This is a genomic window from Pedobacter sp. NO84, from assembly GCF_059703915.1.
In genome coordinates this window covers 514,829-531,060 of the sequence record NZ_AP046575.1, presented here as the reverse complement: position 1 = coordinate 531,060, position 16,232 = coordinate 514,829, and the positions used below count along the sequence as shown (strand labels likewise).

Genomic DNA, 16,232 nt, shown 5'->3' with positions numbered 1-16,232 from the left:
CCTAGACTGATAACTTTTTTAGACAACGTTTATGTAGAACACAATCGGTGTAATCAAAATTAATCGGTGTAATCATCCGCGAAGCATTAACTTATCTTATTAAAGTAATTCGACAAATAAACCTTTGGCGATTCTCCTTTCACGGATTTAAATACCCTGTTAAAATTGGTTACACTGTTAAAACCACAGGTATAGGCAGCTGTTGCGATATTTTCATATTTACCACTGGTTAATTTTTTACAGGCTTCGTTAATTCGCATTTCGTTCAAAAATGCCACAAAGGTTTGTCGGGTATGTTTTTTAAAATACCTGCAAAATGCTTGAGGGGTCATGTGGGCTTCTGCGGCTACCTCTTCAAGCGTAATTAAACGTTCGTAGTGTTGCATGATATAGTTAAAGATATGGCCAATTCGGATCCCTTCATTTTCTGAAAAGTTTACACCACGAACTGGAGCCAATGGCAAGGCTCGGTGACAGGTTTGATAGAGTAGATTTAGAAGCGCTAAAAACTGCAAAACCAAGTCCTGATTTTGAACCTGCTTTACCGCCAACATTTGACTGATAATCGCAGCGCTGAAATTAGCTGGCACTTTAAACCCGGCTTGGTGCTGAATTAAAAAAGAATGGATCAATTGCATTTCGGGCATAGCCAACAAGGGTGATAACTTTCCATTTGGATCGAAGAATATCATTAAAGCCTGAATTTTTAGGCCATTGCTTTCCTCGAAATATTCTGCATTACTTTTAAATAGGTGGGGCTGATTAGCACCCAATAGATATACATCATCAGCCTTAAAAGCATGTAATTGATTGTCGACCACCAAAGTCCCATCCCCTTCCTTTATCCAAATCAGCTGCGCTTCGTTATGACGGTGCAAATGTGGATAAAAGTAGGGCATGATATCTTCCTGTACAATAATTGCACGATCATGCGCTACGGGTATGGTAAATTGTAGAACCTTCATTTCTAGTTCAATATTAACTTAAAAAATGAATAAACTTAAAAATTAGGTTAAATTTTGCATTTACCACCTTAGGTACCTAAGTCACCTAAGAATAAACATTGGCAAATTCTAAGGTTTCTAAGCTTCCTAAGGTGGTAAAAGCTACGAAGGTTAATATCCGTAAACTTTATGCCAATAACAGCATTGGAAAAATCAGCTACGAAGTTTAGTTTTAAGAAAAATGCTCATCCGATGACTCATCCGATGACTCATCGGATGAGCAGGGGTAAAAAACCAATGAAAAAATTAACTATTAGTCTATTCCTTATTTTATTAGTAAGCCATCTCTATGCCCAAAACTACTTGAGCGAGTTAAGTAACCCTAAGGAATTGATTAAACCAAAGGTCGCCGTTAAAGCGTATCCCTTTAATTTATCAGAAGTTAAATTATTGGAAAGTCCTTTTTTAACGGCAATGAAAGCAGATGCAGCTTATTTGCTTAAAATTGATGCCGATCGGCTCCTTTCTTCCTTCCGCACCCACTCAGGTCTGAAAGCGAAAGGTGCAATTTACGGGGGATGGGAATCTGAGGGATTGGCCGGCCATACCTTAGGGCATTACCTATCGGCGCTTTCCATGCATTACGCAACAACCAAAGAGGAGGCCTTTCTTAAAAGGATAAATTATATCGTTAATGAATTGGATGAATGCCAAAAAGCCCGTAAAACGGGATACATTGGCGCAATACCCAACGAGGATAAGCTGTGGGAAGAAGTTGCAAAAGGCAATATCCGATCGGGCGGCTTTGATCTAAACGGCGCTTGGTCGCCTTGGTATACCGTACAAAAAGTGATGGCAGGGCTACAGGATGCCTATTTATACGCCAATAACAAAAAAGCGCTTCAAATTAACCAATTAATGGCCAACTGGGTGGCCAATACCTTGCAAAATCTAGACGAAGCCCAAATTCAAAAAATGCTTGTTTGCGAATATGGAGGCATGAGTGAAGTATTGGTTAATACCTATGCTTTTACAGGAAATAAAAAATACCTAGACCTCTCTTATAAATTTTACGACAAAAAAGTACTTGATACTTTGGCCAATGGAAAGGACCAACTTGCAGGCAAACATTCAAATACGCAAATCCCGAAAATAATTGCGAGCGCAAGGCGATATGTGCTTACCAATGATACGAAGGACTTAAAAATTGCCAATTTCTTTTGGGATGCCGTGGTAAAAAACCACACCTATGCCAATGGGGGAAACAGCAATTACGAGTATTTATTTGAACCAGGAAAATTAAACAACCACTTAACCGATAATACTACCGAAACCTGCAACACCTATAATATGTTAAAGCTAACGCGGCATTTATTTGCCTTAAAGCCAAGTTCAGCATATTTCGATTATTACGAAAAAGCACTTTATAACCACATCCTGGCTTCACAAAACCATAGTAATGGCATGACCTGTTATTTTGTTCCCTTAAAAATGGGTGGCAAAAAAGAGTTTAGTGATGAATTCAATACTTTTACTTGCTGTGTGGGTTCGGGCATGGAAAACCATGTTAAATACAATGAAAGCATCTATTTTAAGGGTAGTGATGGAAGTTTATATGTAAACCTCTTTATTCCCTCCGTGTTAAACTGGAAAGAACAGGGAGTTACTATCAAACAGGAAACCCAAATTCCTGCCACCAACAAAACAACATTTACACTTAATTTAACTAGGCCTGCTAAATTTAAGATAAGGATCAGAAAACCCCATTGGTCTGATGAGATGAATATTACCCTTAACGGTAAAGTTATATCCACTATTTTCGAAAGAGACGGATATGCCGTTATCAAAGTTCTGAATTGGAAAAACAATGATAAAATTGAAATAACTATTCCATCGCATTTATATACCGAGGCTATTCCAGATAATCCTAACCGCAGGGCCATATTTTACGGGCCAACTTTACTGGCAGGCAACTTAGGGTTAAAAGAGCCCGATCCCCTGAAGGGAATCCCTGTTTTTGTAAGCAATACCGATAATGCCAACAAATGGCTAACGATAAGCGATAAAAGTAAATTACTTTTCAAGACCAGCAACCTAGCAAAGCCCCAAGAAATAGAAATGATGCCCTTTAATCAGGTAACCAACACTTACTACTCTGTATATTGGGATATTTTTACGCCAGAGACATGGAAAGCACAGCAAAAAGTGTATGAAGAAGCAAAGCTGAAAGAGCAAGAACTGATCGCTAAAACAAGTGATGTGTTTAGGCCCGGAGAAATGCAGCCTGAACGTGATCATAAATTAACTGGGGAGAAAATGGAAACGGGAGAAGAGCATCTGCAAAAGTGGCGAAGCGCTGGGGTAGGCGGTTATTTATCTTTCGAAATGAAAATTAGCGAAGCACAGGCAAATACCTTAATTTTAACCTATTGGGGAATGGATAACCGAGCAAGGCGCTTTGATATTCTAGTAGACGACACAAAGATAGCGACAGAAGATTTAAATAAGTTTAAAGAAAGTAAGTTCTATCCAATCTCCTATCCCATTCCGGAAGAGTTAACTAAAGGTAAAAAAATAATCACCATCAAATTAGTCCCTAAAACTGGTAACAGCGCGGGTCCGTTTTATGAAGCGAGGTTAATTAAGAATTAAGATTATGAGGTATCTAATTAGTTTAATTATTGCATGTTTATTTTCAACGCTGTTATTGGCGCAGCAAAGAGATTATCCTATCCAACCCGTTCCTTTTACGCAGGTGCATGTAAACGATCAATTTTGGGCGCCAAAGATGGAAGTAAACGCAAAGGTTACCATTCCATATATCCTGCAAAAATGCAAAGAAAATGGGCGGATCGACAATTTTTTAAGAGCCGCGAAACTATTGGAAGGGGATAAAATGACCGAATATCCATTTGATGATACCGATCTTTACAAAGTGATCGAAGGTGCATCTTATGCGATGCAGGTACAGAAAAATCCTGAACTCGAAAAATATGTGGATAGCTTGATTACCATTATCGGCGCTGCCCAAGAAAAGGATGGATATTTGTACACGTTTAGAACGGTAAATGCGAAAAAACCACACGAGTGGATCGGTACAAAACGATGGGAAAAAGATGAAGAACTGAGCCATGAGCTTTACAATTCTGGGCATTTGTTTGAAGCAGCCGTAGCGCACTATCAAGCAACCGGAAAAAAGAACCTCTTGAATATTGCCATCAAAAATGCCGATTTATTGGTCCATGACTTTGGGTATGGTAAAGTAGAAGTGTATCCTGGTCACCAGATCGTTGAGCTTGGTTTAGCCAAAATGTATCGGGTAACCGGTAACAAAAAATACCTGGAATTGGCCAAGTTCTTTTTGGATATCAGAGGACCAAAAGGTGATGTCTACAATCAGGCAAATGCCAAAGTAGTACAACAGAAACAGGCAGTGGGCCATGCCGTAAGGGCTACCTATATGTATACGGGCATGGCCGATATCGCCGCTTTAACAGGCAATTTATCCTACCTGCATGCCATTGATGACATTTGGGAAGATGTAACCCTAAGAAAACTCTACATCACCGGTGGTATTGGCTCTACCAATAATGGAGAGGCCTTTGGGGATGCCTATCAGTTGCCTAATATGAGTGCTTATGCCGAAACCTGTGCAGCTATTGCCAATGTGTACTGGAATAACCGTATGTTTCTATTGCATGGAGATTCGAAATACATTGATGTGTTAGAACGTACACTTTATAATGGTTTGCTATCGGGCGTATCGCTAACAGGCAATAAATTCTTTTATCCCAATCCTTTAGCCTCTTTGGGGCAGCATCAACGCAGTCCGTGGTTTAATTGCGCCTGCTGTATCACCAACATGACCCGCTTTTTGCCATCGGTGCCAAGCTATGTGTATGCGCAAAATGGAAACCGGTTATTTGTAAATCTATTTATGAGTAATATCGGCACGGTAAATATTCCCGCCGCTGGAAAAGTTAAGATAACTCAACAGACCGAATATCCATGGAAAGGATCGGTTAGGTTAACCATAGAACCTACCAAGCAAAGCGATTTCACTATCGCCCTGCGCATTCCGGGATGGGCAAAACAACAACCCATTGCTGGAGATCTATACCATTTTGCAGCTGCTGTTTCTAATCCAATATTGATCATTATTAATGGCAAAAAAATGTCTTACACTACAGAAAAAGGATATGCCATCTTAAAACGCAAGTGGGCCAAAGGCGATAAAATTGAACTTTTGTTGCCCATGGAAACACAAAAAGTGCTGGCTAATGAAAGAGTTAAGGATGATAAGGGGAGGTTTGCCCTGCAGAGAGGCCCCATTGTATATTGCTTGGAAGGTCCTGATAATGTGAATGGCTCGGTACAAAACATTGGCGTTAAAATAGATAGCAAAGCTGATGTAAGCTATCAGCCAGAACTGCTAAATGGTATTTACACCATTAGCTTAACAGGGGCCAGTTATCAAAAACGGTTAAATACCGATTCGTTAACCTTTACTTCACAAAATGTGAAAGCCATCCCCTACTATGCTTGGGCTAATCGCGGTGCTTCTGAAATGGAAGTTTGGATTCCGTATGCAGCAAATGCTGTGCGACCGAAACCTGCGCCATCCATTGCATCAACGAGCAAGGTAACGTCATCGCTCAACATCCCGAAAATGTATAAGGCATTAAATGATCAGTATGATCCTGAAGATTCAAAGGATGCCAACTACCCCTACCTACATTGGTGGCCAAAGAAGAACAGTACAGAGTTTGTAGCGTATGCATTTGATGGCGAAAAAACGGTTTCCTCAACATCGGTATACTGGTTTGACGATGCGCCATACGGCGGATGCAGAATCCCGGCAGGATATAAATTGTATTATCTTAAAGATGGCGATTGGGTACCGGTTAAAACAATAACTACCGATCCTATTGCCAAGGATAAGTACAATACGATCACTTTTGAAGCCGTTAAAACCACAGGACTTAAATTAGAGGTGCAGCTGCCAGAAAATTATAGCACGGGGATACACGAATGGATAGTGAAATAATAAATCACTATACGCTAAACGTCAAATTATTTTTTCACCACCTAAGACGCCTTAGACATCTAAGTTGTTAACGCTTACGCTCAGCGCCGAACGCAACTATTTTCTCACCATCTAAGGCATCTTAGAAGCATCTAAGATTTACAAGGCTGCCTAAGATGCAACTTAGATGCCTAAGATGGTAAAATCTACCGTATTGTTATATTTCAATTACAAAATTTAGATTGCCTAGGTTGGTTCCCATATCAATTGACGCATTTACTATACACTTATCACCCCTCGTGAAAGCTGTGGTAACCTATGGGTTAATTTTTAAAAAATAACCGCTAAACGCAATTAACAGTACATTTTTGGGAATTAAAAATAAAAAAAATGCCTTTCATTTGCGGAAAAGGCATTTTTATTGTTCCTGCTTGATACATCAAATCTAATTTATCATGAAAACAAAATTTAATAAATCAATTATCGGTTTCGCCCTAGTGGGCGCACTGGTAGGATCATTTGCCTCGTGTAAGAAAGACGACGACAACACTCAAACGGTAGCAAGTCTTGCAATTGTAAACTCTGTTGAGGGATCGGCAACACAAGACGTATATCTTAATGATTCAAAAACAACTACTGCTGCTTACGGTAGTGCCGCGAGCGATGTAACTACCACAACGGGCACAAAAACGATTTCTTTCAAAAACACGGGTACCACAACCGAAAGTGCTTCAGCAAATCTCACTTTAGACGGATCAGTAAAGCAGACCGTATATCTAACTAAATCGGCTAATGGAAGCTTAACCGTTAGTACCTATGCCAATACAGCAGGTACCCCATCAAACGGTAAAGCAAGAGTTAGGTTTCTTAACTTAGCTCCAACGCTTACTTCAACAATTAATATAACTAGCTCTGCAGGTACTAGTTTAGTGAACGGTCTGGCCTTCAGAACTACATCAGCCTACGAAGAAGTTAATTCAGGAACATCATTTAATGTAAACGTGACAGGCTCTTTAGAAATAACCACTATTTCGGGCACTGAAATTCAGGGCGGAAAAGTATATACGATTTGGTTAGACAACGCTACATCAAGCAAAGTAAAATACCATATTGTAGCAGAAAATTAAGGTCAATAGCATTTAAAAGGCGATCACTGGTCGCCTTTTTTTCTATCATCCCTTTTGCAAACCCAAATTTTATGGCATATGTTAATTACAACGTAAAGTTGTTGTTAATGTTAATCTTTCCCCATCCTTGGCATTGTTATTGAATATATATGTTATAACAATGAAATTCATTAAAATTCTCTTTATAGTTTTACTTTCATCGGCTTCATTCTCTGTGAAGGCTAATTACGGCTGCAATCTTGGAAATACCATTTATCCAAATGCAACGGGAGGTGTAAATTCTAGCGGAGATCCGTACTATTACAGTAGCAATCCTATCACCATAAGAACTTGGGATGGAGATCCGAACTGTGGTATTAGAGATAATAAAATACACCCAAGAACTAGTGGCGACGATAACTGTCAGGTAGTTGGCTCTAACTGGGGCGTGGTTTATTATTTTAATCCAAATGACAGCAATTGTGTGGCCTTGCCTTTAGATGATTACGTCTGGGTGATGATGCTGGTTGTTGGACTTGTTGGCGCTATTGCGATCAGGAAAAGATTGATCAATTTTCAGGTCATTTAGTCCTACTCGGCTTTTGCGGACGCAGTGAGCTCCAAAGGAGTGCTATGTTTCAATCTCCTTCAGGATGTGATTACGCTTATTAATTGTATAAGCGCTTTAGACCAACAGTTGATTGTCATGCTGAGCATATAGATGCACAAAGAGCTGACAACTCCATAAAATAACTTTCTTTTGCAGCTCCTCCAAAGGTGTCATGCTGAGCTTGTCGAAGCACAAACGTAGCCTAATTTCTCAGCATTTAGTTAAAACATTTTATTTTAAACCACCAAGGCACGAAGAAACACACAAATTTGGACGTTTAAACAACATTAAAGCTCTGCGTTCTTTGCGTAGCCTTTGCGTCCTTGGAGTTTAATTTTAGACCAAAAGATTTCGCACGAAGTCTTAACCATTAAGAAATTTAGGTAGTTAAGACTCAATGACCTTAACTTCTTAATGGTTCCATGTGGTGATGCGCGGTGGTCTCCAAACTCCCAATTCTCAACTCTCCTTGCGTTCTCAGCCTTTAAATTTTTAGAGCTATTTTTGAACCACAAAGACACAAAGAAACACAAAGTTGGACGTTTAAACGGCATTAAAGCTCTGCGTTCTTTGCGTAACCTTTGCGTCCTTGGCGTTTAAATTTTTAGAGGTATATTTTAAACACACCATGCCTGCGGCGTACACGAAGGCAAAAAGAACGCACAAAGTTGGATGTTTAAACAACATTAAAGCTATGCGTAACCTTGGCGTCCTTGGCGTTTAAATTATATTTTTAACCAAAAGATTATGCACGAAGTCTTAACCATTAAGAAATTTAGGTAGTTAAGACTAGATGACCTTAACTTCTTAATGGTTCCATGTGGTGATGCGCGGTGGTCTTCAAACTCCCAATTCTCAACTCTCCTTCCGTTCTCAGCGTTTAAATTTTTAGCTATATTTTTGAACCACAAAGACACAAGAATGCACAAAGTTGGATGTTTAAACATTTATGCTCTGCGTTCTTTTGCGGTTAAATTTTTAGACCTATTTACCACAAAGACACAAAGAACACAAAGTTGGAGGTTTAAACAGCATTAAACCTTTGCGTGCTTTTGCGTCCTCTGCGGTTAATATGCGCGATTGAACCTTTATTCCTTTTCAATTTCGATGACCAGCTTTCCCTTCTTCCCTGAAACAACACAAATCTCTTACCGAAATTCCGACTATTTCCCACACACCCCCTCCTCAAAAACAAACCTTCCCCTCTCAAAATCAATTGGCACTTTAGCATCAAATTGTGGAGAGCCCCAAATGGTTACAAATTGGCCTACGCCCATGATCAGTTTGCCATCGCGTTTGAGGAGGGCAACTGGGTTTCGGTACCATTTATCAACTTTGTTTATTTTAAAATCAAAGTGACCTTTAATGGTATCGCCATGTTTTGTGCCTTTAAACTGACCGAGGTATCTCTTCTTTTGTGATGAATAGTTAAATTCTAATAAACCAATAGGTTCGTATTTAGAGGTGTTAAGGGTAAGCCATGCGGTGTCTTTGTCGGCCACTGCAATGTAACAAGCCGTATATTTCTTATCCATCTGCTCTTCGATAGTTGGATGGTTGTTGCAGCTAGCTAAAATTACGCAAAGCGTTAAGATGTAAATGAGGAGTAAAGAATTAGATTTCATTGTTCAGGGTTTTTATACAAACTTAATAAATAATGATTACACACCTGCCTACTGGCAGGCAGGGATTAGAGATGATTATACCAATTAAAGTAATTTTACAGATAGGAAATTCTTAACAATACGCTGAGGTTTCTTAGGTGTCTAAGGTGGTTAATAACTAGGATTCCCCAATTGGTTACCCACCCACCCGAAAATAATTCCCCAATTTTCCCCACTCCCATAAATTTAAAAAAGATTAATTTTCTTTTGGCACAATAAAATATTATGGTATTAAATAGAAAAAATCCACTTCTATTATAGTAAAGGGCATTTTTGCATGGCGTTGCCGGCAATCTCTGTTCAATCACTTCTGGTGGCATAGCAATTGTCTATATAGTTATAACAACATATAAGAGAGGAGTAACAAAATGAATATCACCAGAACTCGAACCAACCACATTAACCGCGTAAAGATAGCAGCAATCGTTTTCTTTATTTGTGCAGCTTATGCATATGGATTGTTGATGTTTGTAATGAGCACTGCGCCTTAGTCGCTTCGCGATTAATTGATCTCACTGATTAATTTAAGCTCAAATTCCAATCTCTTTTACAACACATCGAGTCCTTCGACAAGCTCAGGATGACAGCTTAATAAAGTATTTCAAAGATAGTTCTTAGACTCTATCTTTTGCTTCCAATCTTCGGACTTTCCGACTCTCAGACTTTTCCCGCAGGGATGCCTTCGGCACGGACTCAAATCTCATTAACAGGAATCGTCATTTTCCTCGCAGCCTCGATATAAAGTAATACTTGGTTAACACAGGCTTGTAGGTTTTCTTTAATTTCATGCTCCCAAAAACGCATAATCGTATATCCCCTTTGGGTTAATTGATCATTTACTTCACGGTCTCTTTGCATATTGCGTTCGATTTTTGGGATCCAGAAACCTTCATTTGTTTTTGGCTTTCTGACTTCCCACTGGTAACCATGCCAAAAATCTCCATCTACAAAAACCGCCAATCGGTATTTATCGATCACTAGATCTGGTCGGCCGGGTAAATCCTTTCTGTGAATGCGGAAACGGATATTCTTTTTCCATAATGCTTTCCTTAACAATAATTCGGGCTTACTATTTTTGCCACGAATTTTAGACATGGTTTTACTTCGCTGTTTAGTAGTATAAAACCCAGCCTTCCCCTCAAAGCGAGGAACCTTGATTAAATCGTCAGTTAAGGGATATTTCTCGGGTTGCATGTGTATTAAACTGTAAAGAAAAGAAATTATTTAAGCTTCGCCATTGATTACACAGATTAATTGAAGATTACGCTTCGCGGATGATTACACCGATTAAAAGATTACACCGATTAGTTTACGCTTTGCGGGTGATTGCACAGATTAATTGAAGATTACGCTTCGCGGATGATTACACCGTCCCGATAGCTATCGGGATAGGGATTTCACCGATTGAGAGGATTACACCGATTGGGGTGATTCCACCGACAGGCTGTGAAACTATGGGCTCCTGGGCTTTTGGACTATTGGACTTCGGACTCTCAGACTTTCCGACTCTCGGACTCACTAATTTTCCAAACACAAAACCCTTCTTGCTTGTTTATAGATTTATGAGATCGATTTGGAAAGGTTCTATTGGCTTCGGACTGGTTAATATACCGGTTAAGCTGTATTCTGGCGTGCAGAATAGCAATTTAGATTTTGATATGCTTGATGAGCGTGATCACAACAAAATCAAGTTTCAGCGGATAAACGAAGAAACACGGAAAGAAGTTCCCTACGAAAAAATTGTGAAAGGTTATTTTCTAGGGGATAAATATGTGATTCTAGATCCCCATGATTTTGAAGAAGCAGCCCCAGAAAAAAACAAGATTATCGAATTAGAAAATTTTGTTGATCTCCAAGAGATCAATCCGGTTTATTACGAAACATCGTATTATACCGAACCCGAAAAACAAGGCACTAAAGCTTATGCATTGCTGTTAAAGGCATTAGAAAAATCTAAAAAAGCTGGCGTAGCGAGATTTGTATTGCGCAGTACCGAGAATCTCTGTGTCATCCACCCGATGAATGGAGTTATTGTAGTTTCTAAAATCCGGTTTCAAGAAGAGATCAGACCCATGACCGAAATTAAAAAGGTTGATGTAGAGATTAGCAAAAAAGAAATGGAAGTGGGTATGGCGCTGATTAAACAATACAGTTCGCCATTTGATATTTCTACGTTCAAAGATGATTATAGCGTAGAACTGCTCAAAATTATTAAAGCTAAAGCCAAAGGCAAAAGAGCAATCGTTAAGAAAATGAAACCAGAAAAGGCCAGCAGCGATAATCTTTACGATCAATTGATGCAAAGTTTAGGCGGAAGTAAGAAGAGAGCTTAGTTGAGTTTGGAGTTGGGAGTTGGGAGTTTGGAGCTGGGAATTAGGTTTTGGGTTATCGGGTATGGGCCAATTCATTTGCCAATAACTCTGCCGTGTGATAAACTGTTCTTAAAATTATTTCTTAGGGATCCCCGTTAAAAATAACTTTTTCTGCAAATAATTCTTCATCATTATATAGGGCACAAATAAACATGGTGCCCACCGGTTTTTCGGATGTTTCACTTCCTCCCGGCGCGGGCAATCCAGTTACACCAATATGAATATCTGCAGCTATCAACTTCTTTAACCCAATCGCAGCTGCCTTAGTAACCTCTAACGACTCTGGCGTAAATTGATCCATCAATTTTTGGGGAACACACAAAATATCCTCTTTTAAACCGGCATCATAGCATACTAAACCTCCCTTTAAAAATCTGCCTGCATTAGGAACCATAGCAAATTCAGCCACCATTCTTCCGGCTGATGCACTTTCGGCAAAAGCAATCGTCAGTTTCTTGGCAATTAAAACTTCACTGCACCTAATGATATCCTGGTTAAGCATTGGTTAATGATGATTGGCTTACAGCTAGTTAACAATTCACTAAATGAAATTGTTCGGCTAGACAAATTGTTGGATTGTTAAATTGTTAAATTGATGGGTTAACAATATAGCAATTGATTTAACTCGAAACAATTTTACCTACTTCGTGTTTTTTAGAAAAAACCTACCTATGGGAAAGATCAAGAAGCAAGAGTCGCCTAAAAAGCCAGATACAAAATATCCGGTTCCACCGTTTCCGAAACAAAAACAAGATCCGCCTGGCACAGAAGATCAAATGCGCCCCTTGGCCGATCATGGAGAAACCTCATACAAGGGATCAGGAAAACTAGCAGGTAAAAAAGCCATTATTACCGGTGGGGATTCGGGTATCGGGAAAGCCATCGCTATTGCTTTTGCAAGAGAGGGAGCTGATGTGCTGATCAGTTATTTAAGTGATGTAGAAACCAAAGATGCCAAAGATTCAGCAAGATACGTAGAAGAGGCCGGACAAAAAGCCGTATTGGTAAAAGGTGATATCCGGAAAGAAAGTCATTGTAAAAAAATTATTGAGAAAGCTGTAGCGGCATTTGGCCGAATAGACATTTTAGTTAATAATGCCGCATTTCAAATGGCAAGGGAATCCTTACAGGAAATCCCGAGCGATGAGTGGATCAAAACATTTGAAACTAATATCCATCCTATGTTTTATCTAAGTAAAGCGGCAGAACCACATATGAAAAAGGGAAGCAGCATTATCAATACTACTTCGGTAAATGCTTATAGTCCGAGCGAAGTACTACTCCCCTACGCTTCTACAAAAGGCGCAATCCAAAATTTTACCGCCAATTTGAGTCAGATTTTGCTTACATCAGGAAAAGGCATTCGTGTAAATGCGGTTGCACCGGGACCAATTTGGACCCCCTTAATACCATCAACCATGCCCGACGCCCATAAATTTGGAACGGATACCCCAATGGGGAGACCTGGGCAACCTGTTGAAGTGGCTCCAGCCTATGTTTTTCTGGCATCCGATGAAGCAAGCTATATCTCGGGAGCAACGATCCCGGTTACTGGAGGAAGAATAACGATTTAGAATGCCTGCCTGCCGGACAGGCAGGTAAAATGGAAGATGGAATGAAGATGGAAGATGGAATTAGAGGTTGAACTAGCCCCTCTCCTTCAGGAGAGGAGGAGGTGAAGCTGGGGCGAGGGTGACGTGAGAGTTGAAATTAATTTAAAAATTTACAGTTATGAAAAACGATAAAAAAGAAGCCGCTACTACCAAAACCAGTGGCGATGCAAAAGGAAAAGCCTCATTTGATCAGAACGGACAAGGTGCTGCTCCTAAATACGGTCAGGCAGGTGATAAACCTAACGAATCTAGCGAGAGAGTGAAGAAAGGAAAGAGTTAATTTGTAAGCCCTAGTCTCAACAGGCTATTAGTAGTCCGGTAAGACTGATGGCGGGTTAGACGCCATCCTCTCCCCCTTTGTCCCAAAGGGATTCCTTTGGAGGAGGGGTGTAGAAGAACGTGTAGTGGCAGGGGGAGGATCTGAAATCGTACTCCTGGTACTGTATTACAGTTTTTAGTCCTATAATTTGCTTACAGTTATCAACCCCTTTGATTCCCCCGCCAGCGGGAGACACAGGTCGCATATAGCGATGTCCAAAAATCTAATTAATTTTCTTTAAAAAAATCTGTTACTTCTATCCAATCAGTTGATGTACCCTTTTCAACAAATCATCTATATCAAATGGTTTGCTGATAAAATCATCTGCCAAACTTTCTGCACCAATATAAGCTACATTAGTATTCGCCGACATTAATAAAACGGGAATATCACTAGTAGCAGCTGAGGTTTTAAGCTCATTACAGATATCGACCCCATTACCGTCTGGAAGCATTACATCTAATACAAATACATCTGGTTGATCAACTATCTGGTGGTTTTTGAAATCAGTGGCGTTGGCGAAACTGCATACTGAAAAACCTTCGCTCTCAAATAGATATTCGACGAGTTCTCTGATATCATCGTTATCTTCTACAACGTAAATTATTTTCTTCAAAATTATAAGATTGTGGAGCGAATATAAGAATATAATTATTTCGAGCCACAAAAACTAAAACCATTTATTGGGATGCGTGTTCTCCAATACGTAAATTATTGTTATGGCAAATCATACAAAAACAAAAGTAGCAAGAGATAGCTATACCGAAAGTCTTTGGCAACAATTAGAGGATAATTCTTTAGTTGCACCATCTCCAAAATTAACTCCAGAAACCCCCTACGATGTGCTGATTGTAGGCGCTGGGATTACCGGTATAACCACTGCCCTACTCTTACAAAAAGCAGGCAAGAAATGCGTGATTGCCGAAGCCAATACCATAGGATTTGGAACAACAAGCGGAACAACTGCCCATTTAAATACCTTTTTTGATTTAACCTATCCTGAGATTGAAAGCAATTTTAATGCAGATGCAGCGAAGCAGGTTGCCCGAGCGGGGAAAGAGGCATTGGCTCTTATCAAATCTCACATGAACGAATACCAGATAAACTGCGATTTTGAAGAAAAGGACGGTTATCTCTTTTCTGAGAACGATACGGAAACAAAAGATTTGATCAAAATCCTACAATCCTCTCAAGAGGCAAATGTAATTGTGGAGGAAGTGGAAGATAATGGGGTTCCTATCCCATTTCAACACTCGATTTTATTTAAAAATCAGGCCCAATTCCATCCAACAAAATACATCATGGCTTTAGTAACCGAGTTTCAAAAACTTGGCGGAGTAGTGAGCGAACATACTTTTATTAGAGAAACAGAATTTAACGAAGGCATCCATACAGCAAAAGCAGATAATTTTACCATTAAAGCTAAACATATAGTGTACGCAACACATATTCCACCAGGAGTAAATGTATTTAGTTTTAGGTGTGCACCCTATCGAAGCTATGTTTTGGGCATAAAATTAACCGATGAAGCCTATCCTACCTGCTTATCTTATGATATGCAAGATCCTTATCATTACTTTAGAACGCATCAAATTGATGGAGAACCCTATTTAATTCTTGGTGGCGAAGATCATAAAACCGGTCATGGTGATCCAGAAGCAGCTTTTAAAAATTTAGAGGCCTATGCAAGAAAATACTTCAAGATAAAATCCATTCCTTACAAATGGTCTGCCCAGTATTATGTTCCTTCAGACGGGCTTCCTTACATCGGCCTCATGCCTGCTGCAGACGATAATATGTATGTAGCTACAGGTTTCAATGGAAATGGAATGCAGTTTGGAACATTAAGTGCCATGATCCTCTCAGACACTATTTTAGGCAAAGAAAATGAGCATGCCGAATTATTTAAAGCCTCACGAATAAAACCTATTGCAGGCTTTACTGATTTTATAAAGGAAAATGCGGATGTAGCCTTTCATTTTATCGCCGATCGCTTTTCTGCAGAAGAAATCAACTCATTAAAAGAAATTAAACCTGATGAAGGAATGCTGGTAGATTTCAAAAATCAAAAACTGGCTATCTATAAAAATAAAGAAGGAAAGGTTACCGCCCTAAATCCAGTTTGCACGCATGCCAAATGTATTGTAAATTTTAATTCATCGGAAAAAAGCTGGGACTGCCCCTGCCATGGTGGAAGATTTGACGTAAATGGAAAAGTGCTTACCGGCCCGCCCCGTAAAGATTTACAACAGATAGAGTTAGAATAAAAATTGTTTAATTGTTTAATTGCTTAATTGTTTCTAAATCCTACAAGCCTTTAATTCTATTAATCCTAGTCCTTATTAATCCTGGTCTCTATTAACCCTAGTCCTTGTTATGCCATCCTCAGTTATCAACCATTACCATTACGATGACAAGTCTCGCACCTTGACCATCACTTTTGTAACCGGAATGGTGTATCGATACCTTGAAGTACCAGAGAGGAGCTACAAATTATTTAAGGCATCAATATCTAAAGGCAAATACTTTAACTATCACATCAAAGATAAATTTGAATTCGAAAAAATAGAAGACTAAT

Annotated in this window: 14 protein-coding genes; 9 read left to right on the top strand and 5 right to left on the bottom strand. The window is 39.4% G+C overall.

Translation table 11 applies throughout. From position 1 onward, the window contains the following. Positions 1-86: 86 nt before the first annotated feature. Positions 87-965 carry an AraC family transcriptional regulator gene (locus AC6H0V_RS02475; protein ID WP_497562128.1) on the bottom strand — a complete coding sequence of 293 codons (879 nt, stop codon included), beginning with the start codon at positions 963-965 and terminating at the stop codon, positions 87-89. A gap of 276 nt (positions 966-1,241) precedes the next feature. Here AC6H0V_RS02475 and AC6H0V_RS02470 point away from each other — a divergent pair, with 276 nt between their 5' ends. The 4 genes from AC6H0V_RS02470 (at position 1,242) to AC6H0V_RS02455 (ending at position 7,665) form a co-directional block, all read left to right on the top strand. Further along, the gene (locus AC6H0V_RS02470; RefSeq protein ID WP_497562127.1) at positions 1,242-3,596 is read left to right on the top strand and encodes a beta-L-arabinofuranosidase domain-containing protein; all 2,355 of its coding nucleotides are present in this window, start codon (positions 1,242-1,244) and stop codon (positions 3,594-3,596) included. Positions 3,597-3,600: 4 nt separating this feature from the next. After that, positions 3,601-5,991: a glycoside hydrolase family 127 protein gene (locus tag AC6H0V_RS02465; RefSeq protein WP_497562126.1), complete on the top strand. Its 2,391-nt coding sequence runs from the start codon at positions 3,601-3,603 to the stop codon at positions 5,989-5,991. Positions 5,992-6,425: 434 nt separating this feature from the next. Further along, positions 6,426-7,097, top strand: coding sequence for a DUF4397 domain-containing protein (locus AC6H0V_RS02460; RefSeq protein WP_497562125.1), 672 nt, complete (start codon positions 6,426-6,428; stop codon positions 7,095-7,097). A 160-nt stretch (positions 7,098-7,257) separates the two neighbouring features. Further along, positions 7,258-7,665 (top strand): hypothetical protein, encoded by a 408-nt coding sequence (locus AC6H0V_RS02455; RefSeq protein WP_497562124.1) that lies wholly within the window; start codon positions 7,258-7,260, stop codon positions 7,663-7,665. Between the two features lie 1,184 nt (positions 7,666-8,849). On the opposite strand, the gene AC6H0V_RS02450 is transcribed toward AC6H0V_RS02455, so the two are convergent. Then, positions 8,850-9,311, bottom strand: coding sequence for a hypothetical protein (locus AC6H0V_RS02450; RefSeq protein WP_497562123.1), 462 nt, complete (start codon positions 9,309-9,311; stop codon positions 8,850-8,852). 732 nt (positions 9,312-10,043) lie between these two features. Beyond that, the gene (locus tag AC6H0V_RS02445; protein WP_497562122.1) at positions 10,044-10,544 is read right to left on the bottom strand and encodes a very short patch repair endonuclease; all 501 of its coding nucleotides are present in this window, start codon (positions 10,542-10,544) and stop codon (positions 10,044-10,046) included. A 368-nt stretch (positions 10,545-10,912) separates the two neighbouring features. On the opposite strand from AC6H0V_RS02445, the gene ku reads away from it, so the two are divergent. Then, positions 10,913-11,683 carry a non-homologous end joining protein Ku gene (gene ku, locus AC6H0V_RS02440; protein ID WP_497562121.1) on the top strand — a complete coding sequence of 257 codons (771 nt, stop codon included), beginning with the start codon at positions 10,913-10,915 and terminating at the stop codon, positions 11,681-11,683. A 121-nt stretch (positions 11,684-11,804) separates the two neighbouring features. Here ku and AC6H0V_RS02435 read toward each other — a convergent pair whose 3' ends face one another. Beyond that, on the bottom strand, positions 11,805-12,224 hold the full coding sequence (locus AC6H0V_RS02435) for a CinA family protein (RefSeq protein WP_497562120.1): 420 nt from the start codon (positions 12,222-12,224) through the stop codon (positions 11,805-11,807). Positions 12,225-12,393: 169 nt separating this feature from the next. Here AC6H0V_RS02435 and AC6H0V_RS02430 point away from each other — a divergent pair, with 169 nt between their 5' ends. Then, positions 12,394-13,296, top strand: coding sequence for an SDR family oxidoreductase (locus AC6H0V_RS02430; protein WP_497562119.1), 903 nt, complete (start codon positions 12,394-12,396; stop codon positions 13,294-13,296). A gap of 157 nt (positions 13,297-13,453) precedes the next feature. Then, complete coding sequence (locus AC6H0V_RS02425; protein WP_497562118.1) at positions 13,454-13,615, top strand: hypothetical protein; 162 nt, start codon at positions 13,454-13,456, stop codon at positions 13,613-13,615. A 295-nt stretch (positions 13,616-13,910) separates the two neighbouring features. On the opposite strand, the gene AC6H0V_RS02420 is transcribed toward AC6H0V_RS02425, so the two are convergent. Beyond that, on the bottom strand, positions 13,911-14,270 hold the full coding sequence (locus AC6H0V_RS02420) for a response regulator transcription factor (protein WP_497562117.1): 360 nt from the start codon (positions 14,268-14,270) through the stop codon (positions 13,911-13,913). A 103-nt stretch (positions 14,271-14,373) separates the two neighbouring features. On the opposite strand from AC6H0V_RS02420, the gene AC6H0V_RS02415 reads away from it, so the two are divergent. Then, positions 14,374-15,921 (top strand): FAD-dependent oxidoreductase, encoded by a 1,548-nt coding sequence (locus tag AC6H0V_RS02415; RefSeq protein WP_497562116.1) that lies wholly within the window; start codon positions 14,374-14,376, stop codon positions 15,919-15,921. 109 nt (positions 15,922-16,030) lie between these two features. Then, positions 16,031-16,231 (top strand): KTSC domain-containing protein, encoded by a 201-nt coding sequence (locus tag AC6H0V_RS02410; RefSeq protein ID WP_497562115.1) that lies wholly within the window; start codon positions 16,031-16,033, stop codon positions 16,229-16,231. Position 16,232 lies beyond the last annotated feature (1 nt).

Excerpts from the sequence above, each read along its gene's own strand:
- AC6H0V_RS02475 (WP_497562128.1), bottom strand. The coding sequence starts at position 965 with ATGAAGGTTCTACAATTTACCATACCCGTAGCGCATGATCGTGCAATT.
- AC6H0V_RS02470 (WP_497562127.1), top strand. The coding sequence starts at position 1,242 with ATGAAAAAATTAACTATTAGTCTATTCCTTATTTTATTAGTAAGCCAT.
- AC6H0V_RS02465 (WP_497562126.1), top strand. The coding sequence starts at position 3,601 with ATGAGGTATCTAATTAGTTTAATTATTGCATGTTTATTTTCAACGCTG.
- AC6H0V_RS02460 (WP_497562125.1), top strand. The coding sequence starts at position 6,426 with ATGAAAACAAAATTTAATAAATCAATTATCGGTTTCGCCCTAGTGGGC.
- AC6H0V_RS02455 (WP_497562124.1), top strand. The coding sequence starts at position 7,258 with ATGAAATTCATTAAAATTCTCTTTATAGTTTTACTTTCATCGGCTTCA.
- AC6H0V_RS02450 (WP_497562123.1), bottom strand. The coding sequence starts at position 9,311 with ATGAAATCTAATTCTTTACTCCTCATTTACATCTTAACGCTTTGCGTA.
- AC6H0V_RS02445 (WP_497562122.1), bottom strand. The coding sequence starts at position 10,544 with ATGCAACCCGAGAAATATCCCTTAACTGACGATTTAATCAAGGTTCCT.
- ku (WP_497562121.1), top strand. The coding sequence starts at position 10,913 with ATGAGATCGATTTGGAAAGGTTCTATTGGCTTCGGACTGGTTAATATA.
- AC6H0V_RS02435 (WP_497562120.1), bottom strand. The coding sequence starts at position 12,224 with ATGCTTAACCAGGATATCATTAGGTGCAGTGAAGTTTTAATTGCCAAG.
- AC6H0V_RS02430 (WP_497562119.1), top strand. The coding sequence starts at position 12,394 with ATGGGAAAGATCAAGAAGCAAGAGTCGCCTAAAAAGCCAGATACAAAA.
- AC6H0V_RS02425 (WP_497562118.1), top strand. The coding sequence starts at position 13,454 with ATGAAAAACGATAAAAAAGAAGCCGCTACTACCAAAACCAGTGGCGAT.
- AC6H0V_RS02415 (WP_497562116.1), top strand. The coding sequence starts at position 14,374 with ATGGCAAATCATACAAAAACAAAAGTAGCAAGAGATAGCTATACCGAA.
- AC6H0V_RS02410 (WP_497562115.1), top strand. The coding sequence starts at position 16,031 with ATGCCATCCTCAGTTATCAACCATTACCATTACGATGACAAGTCTCGC.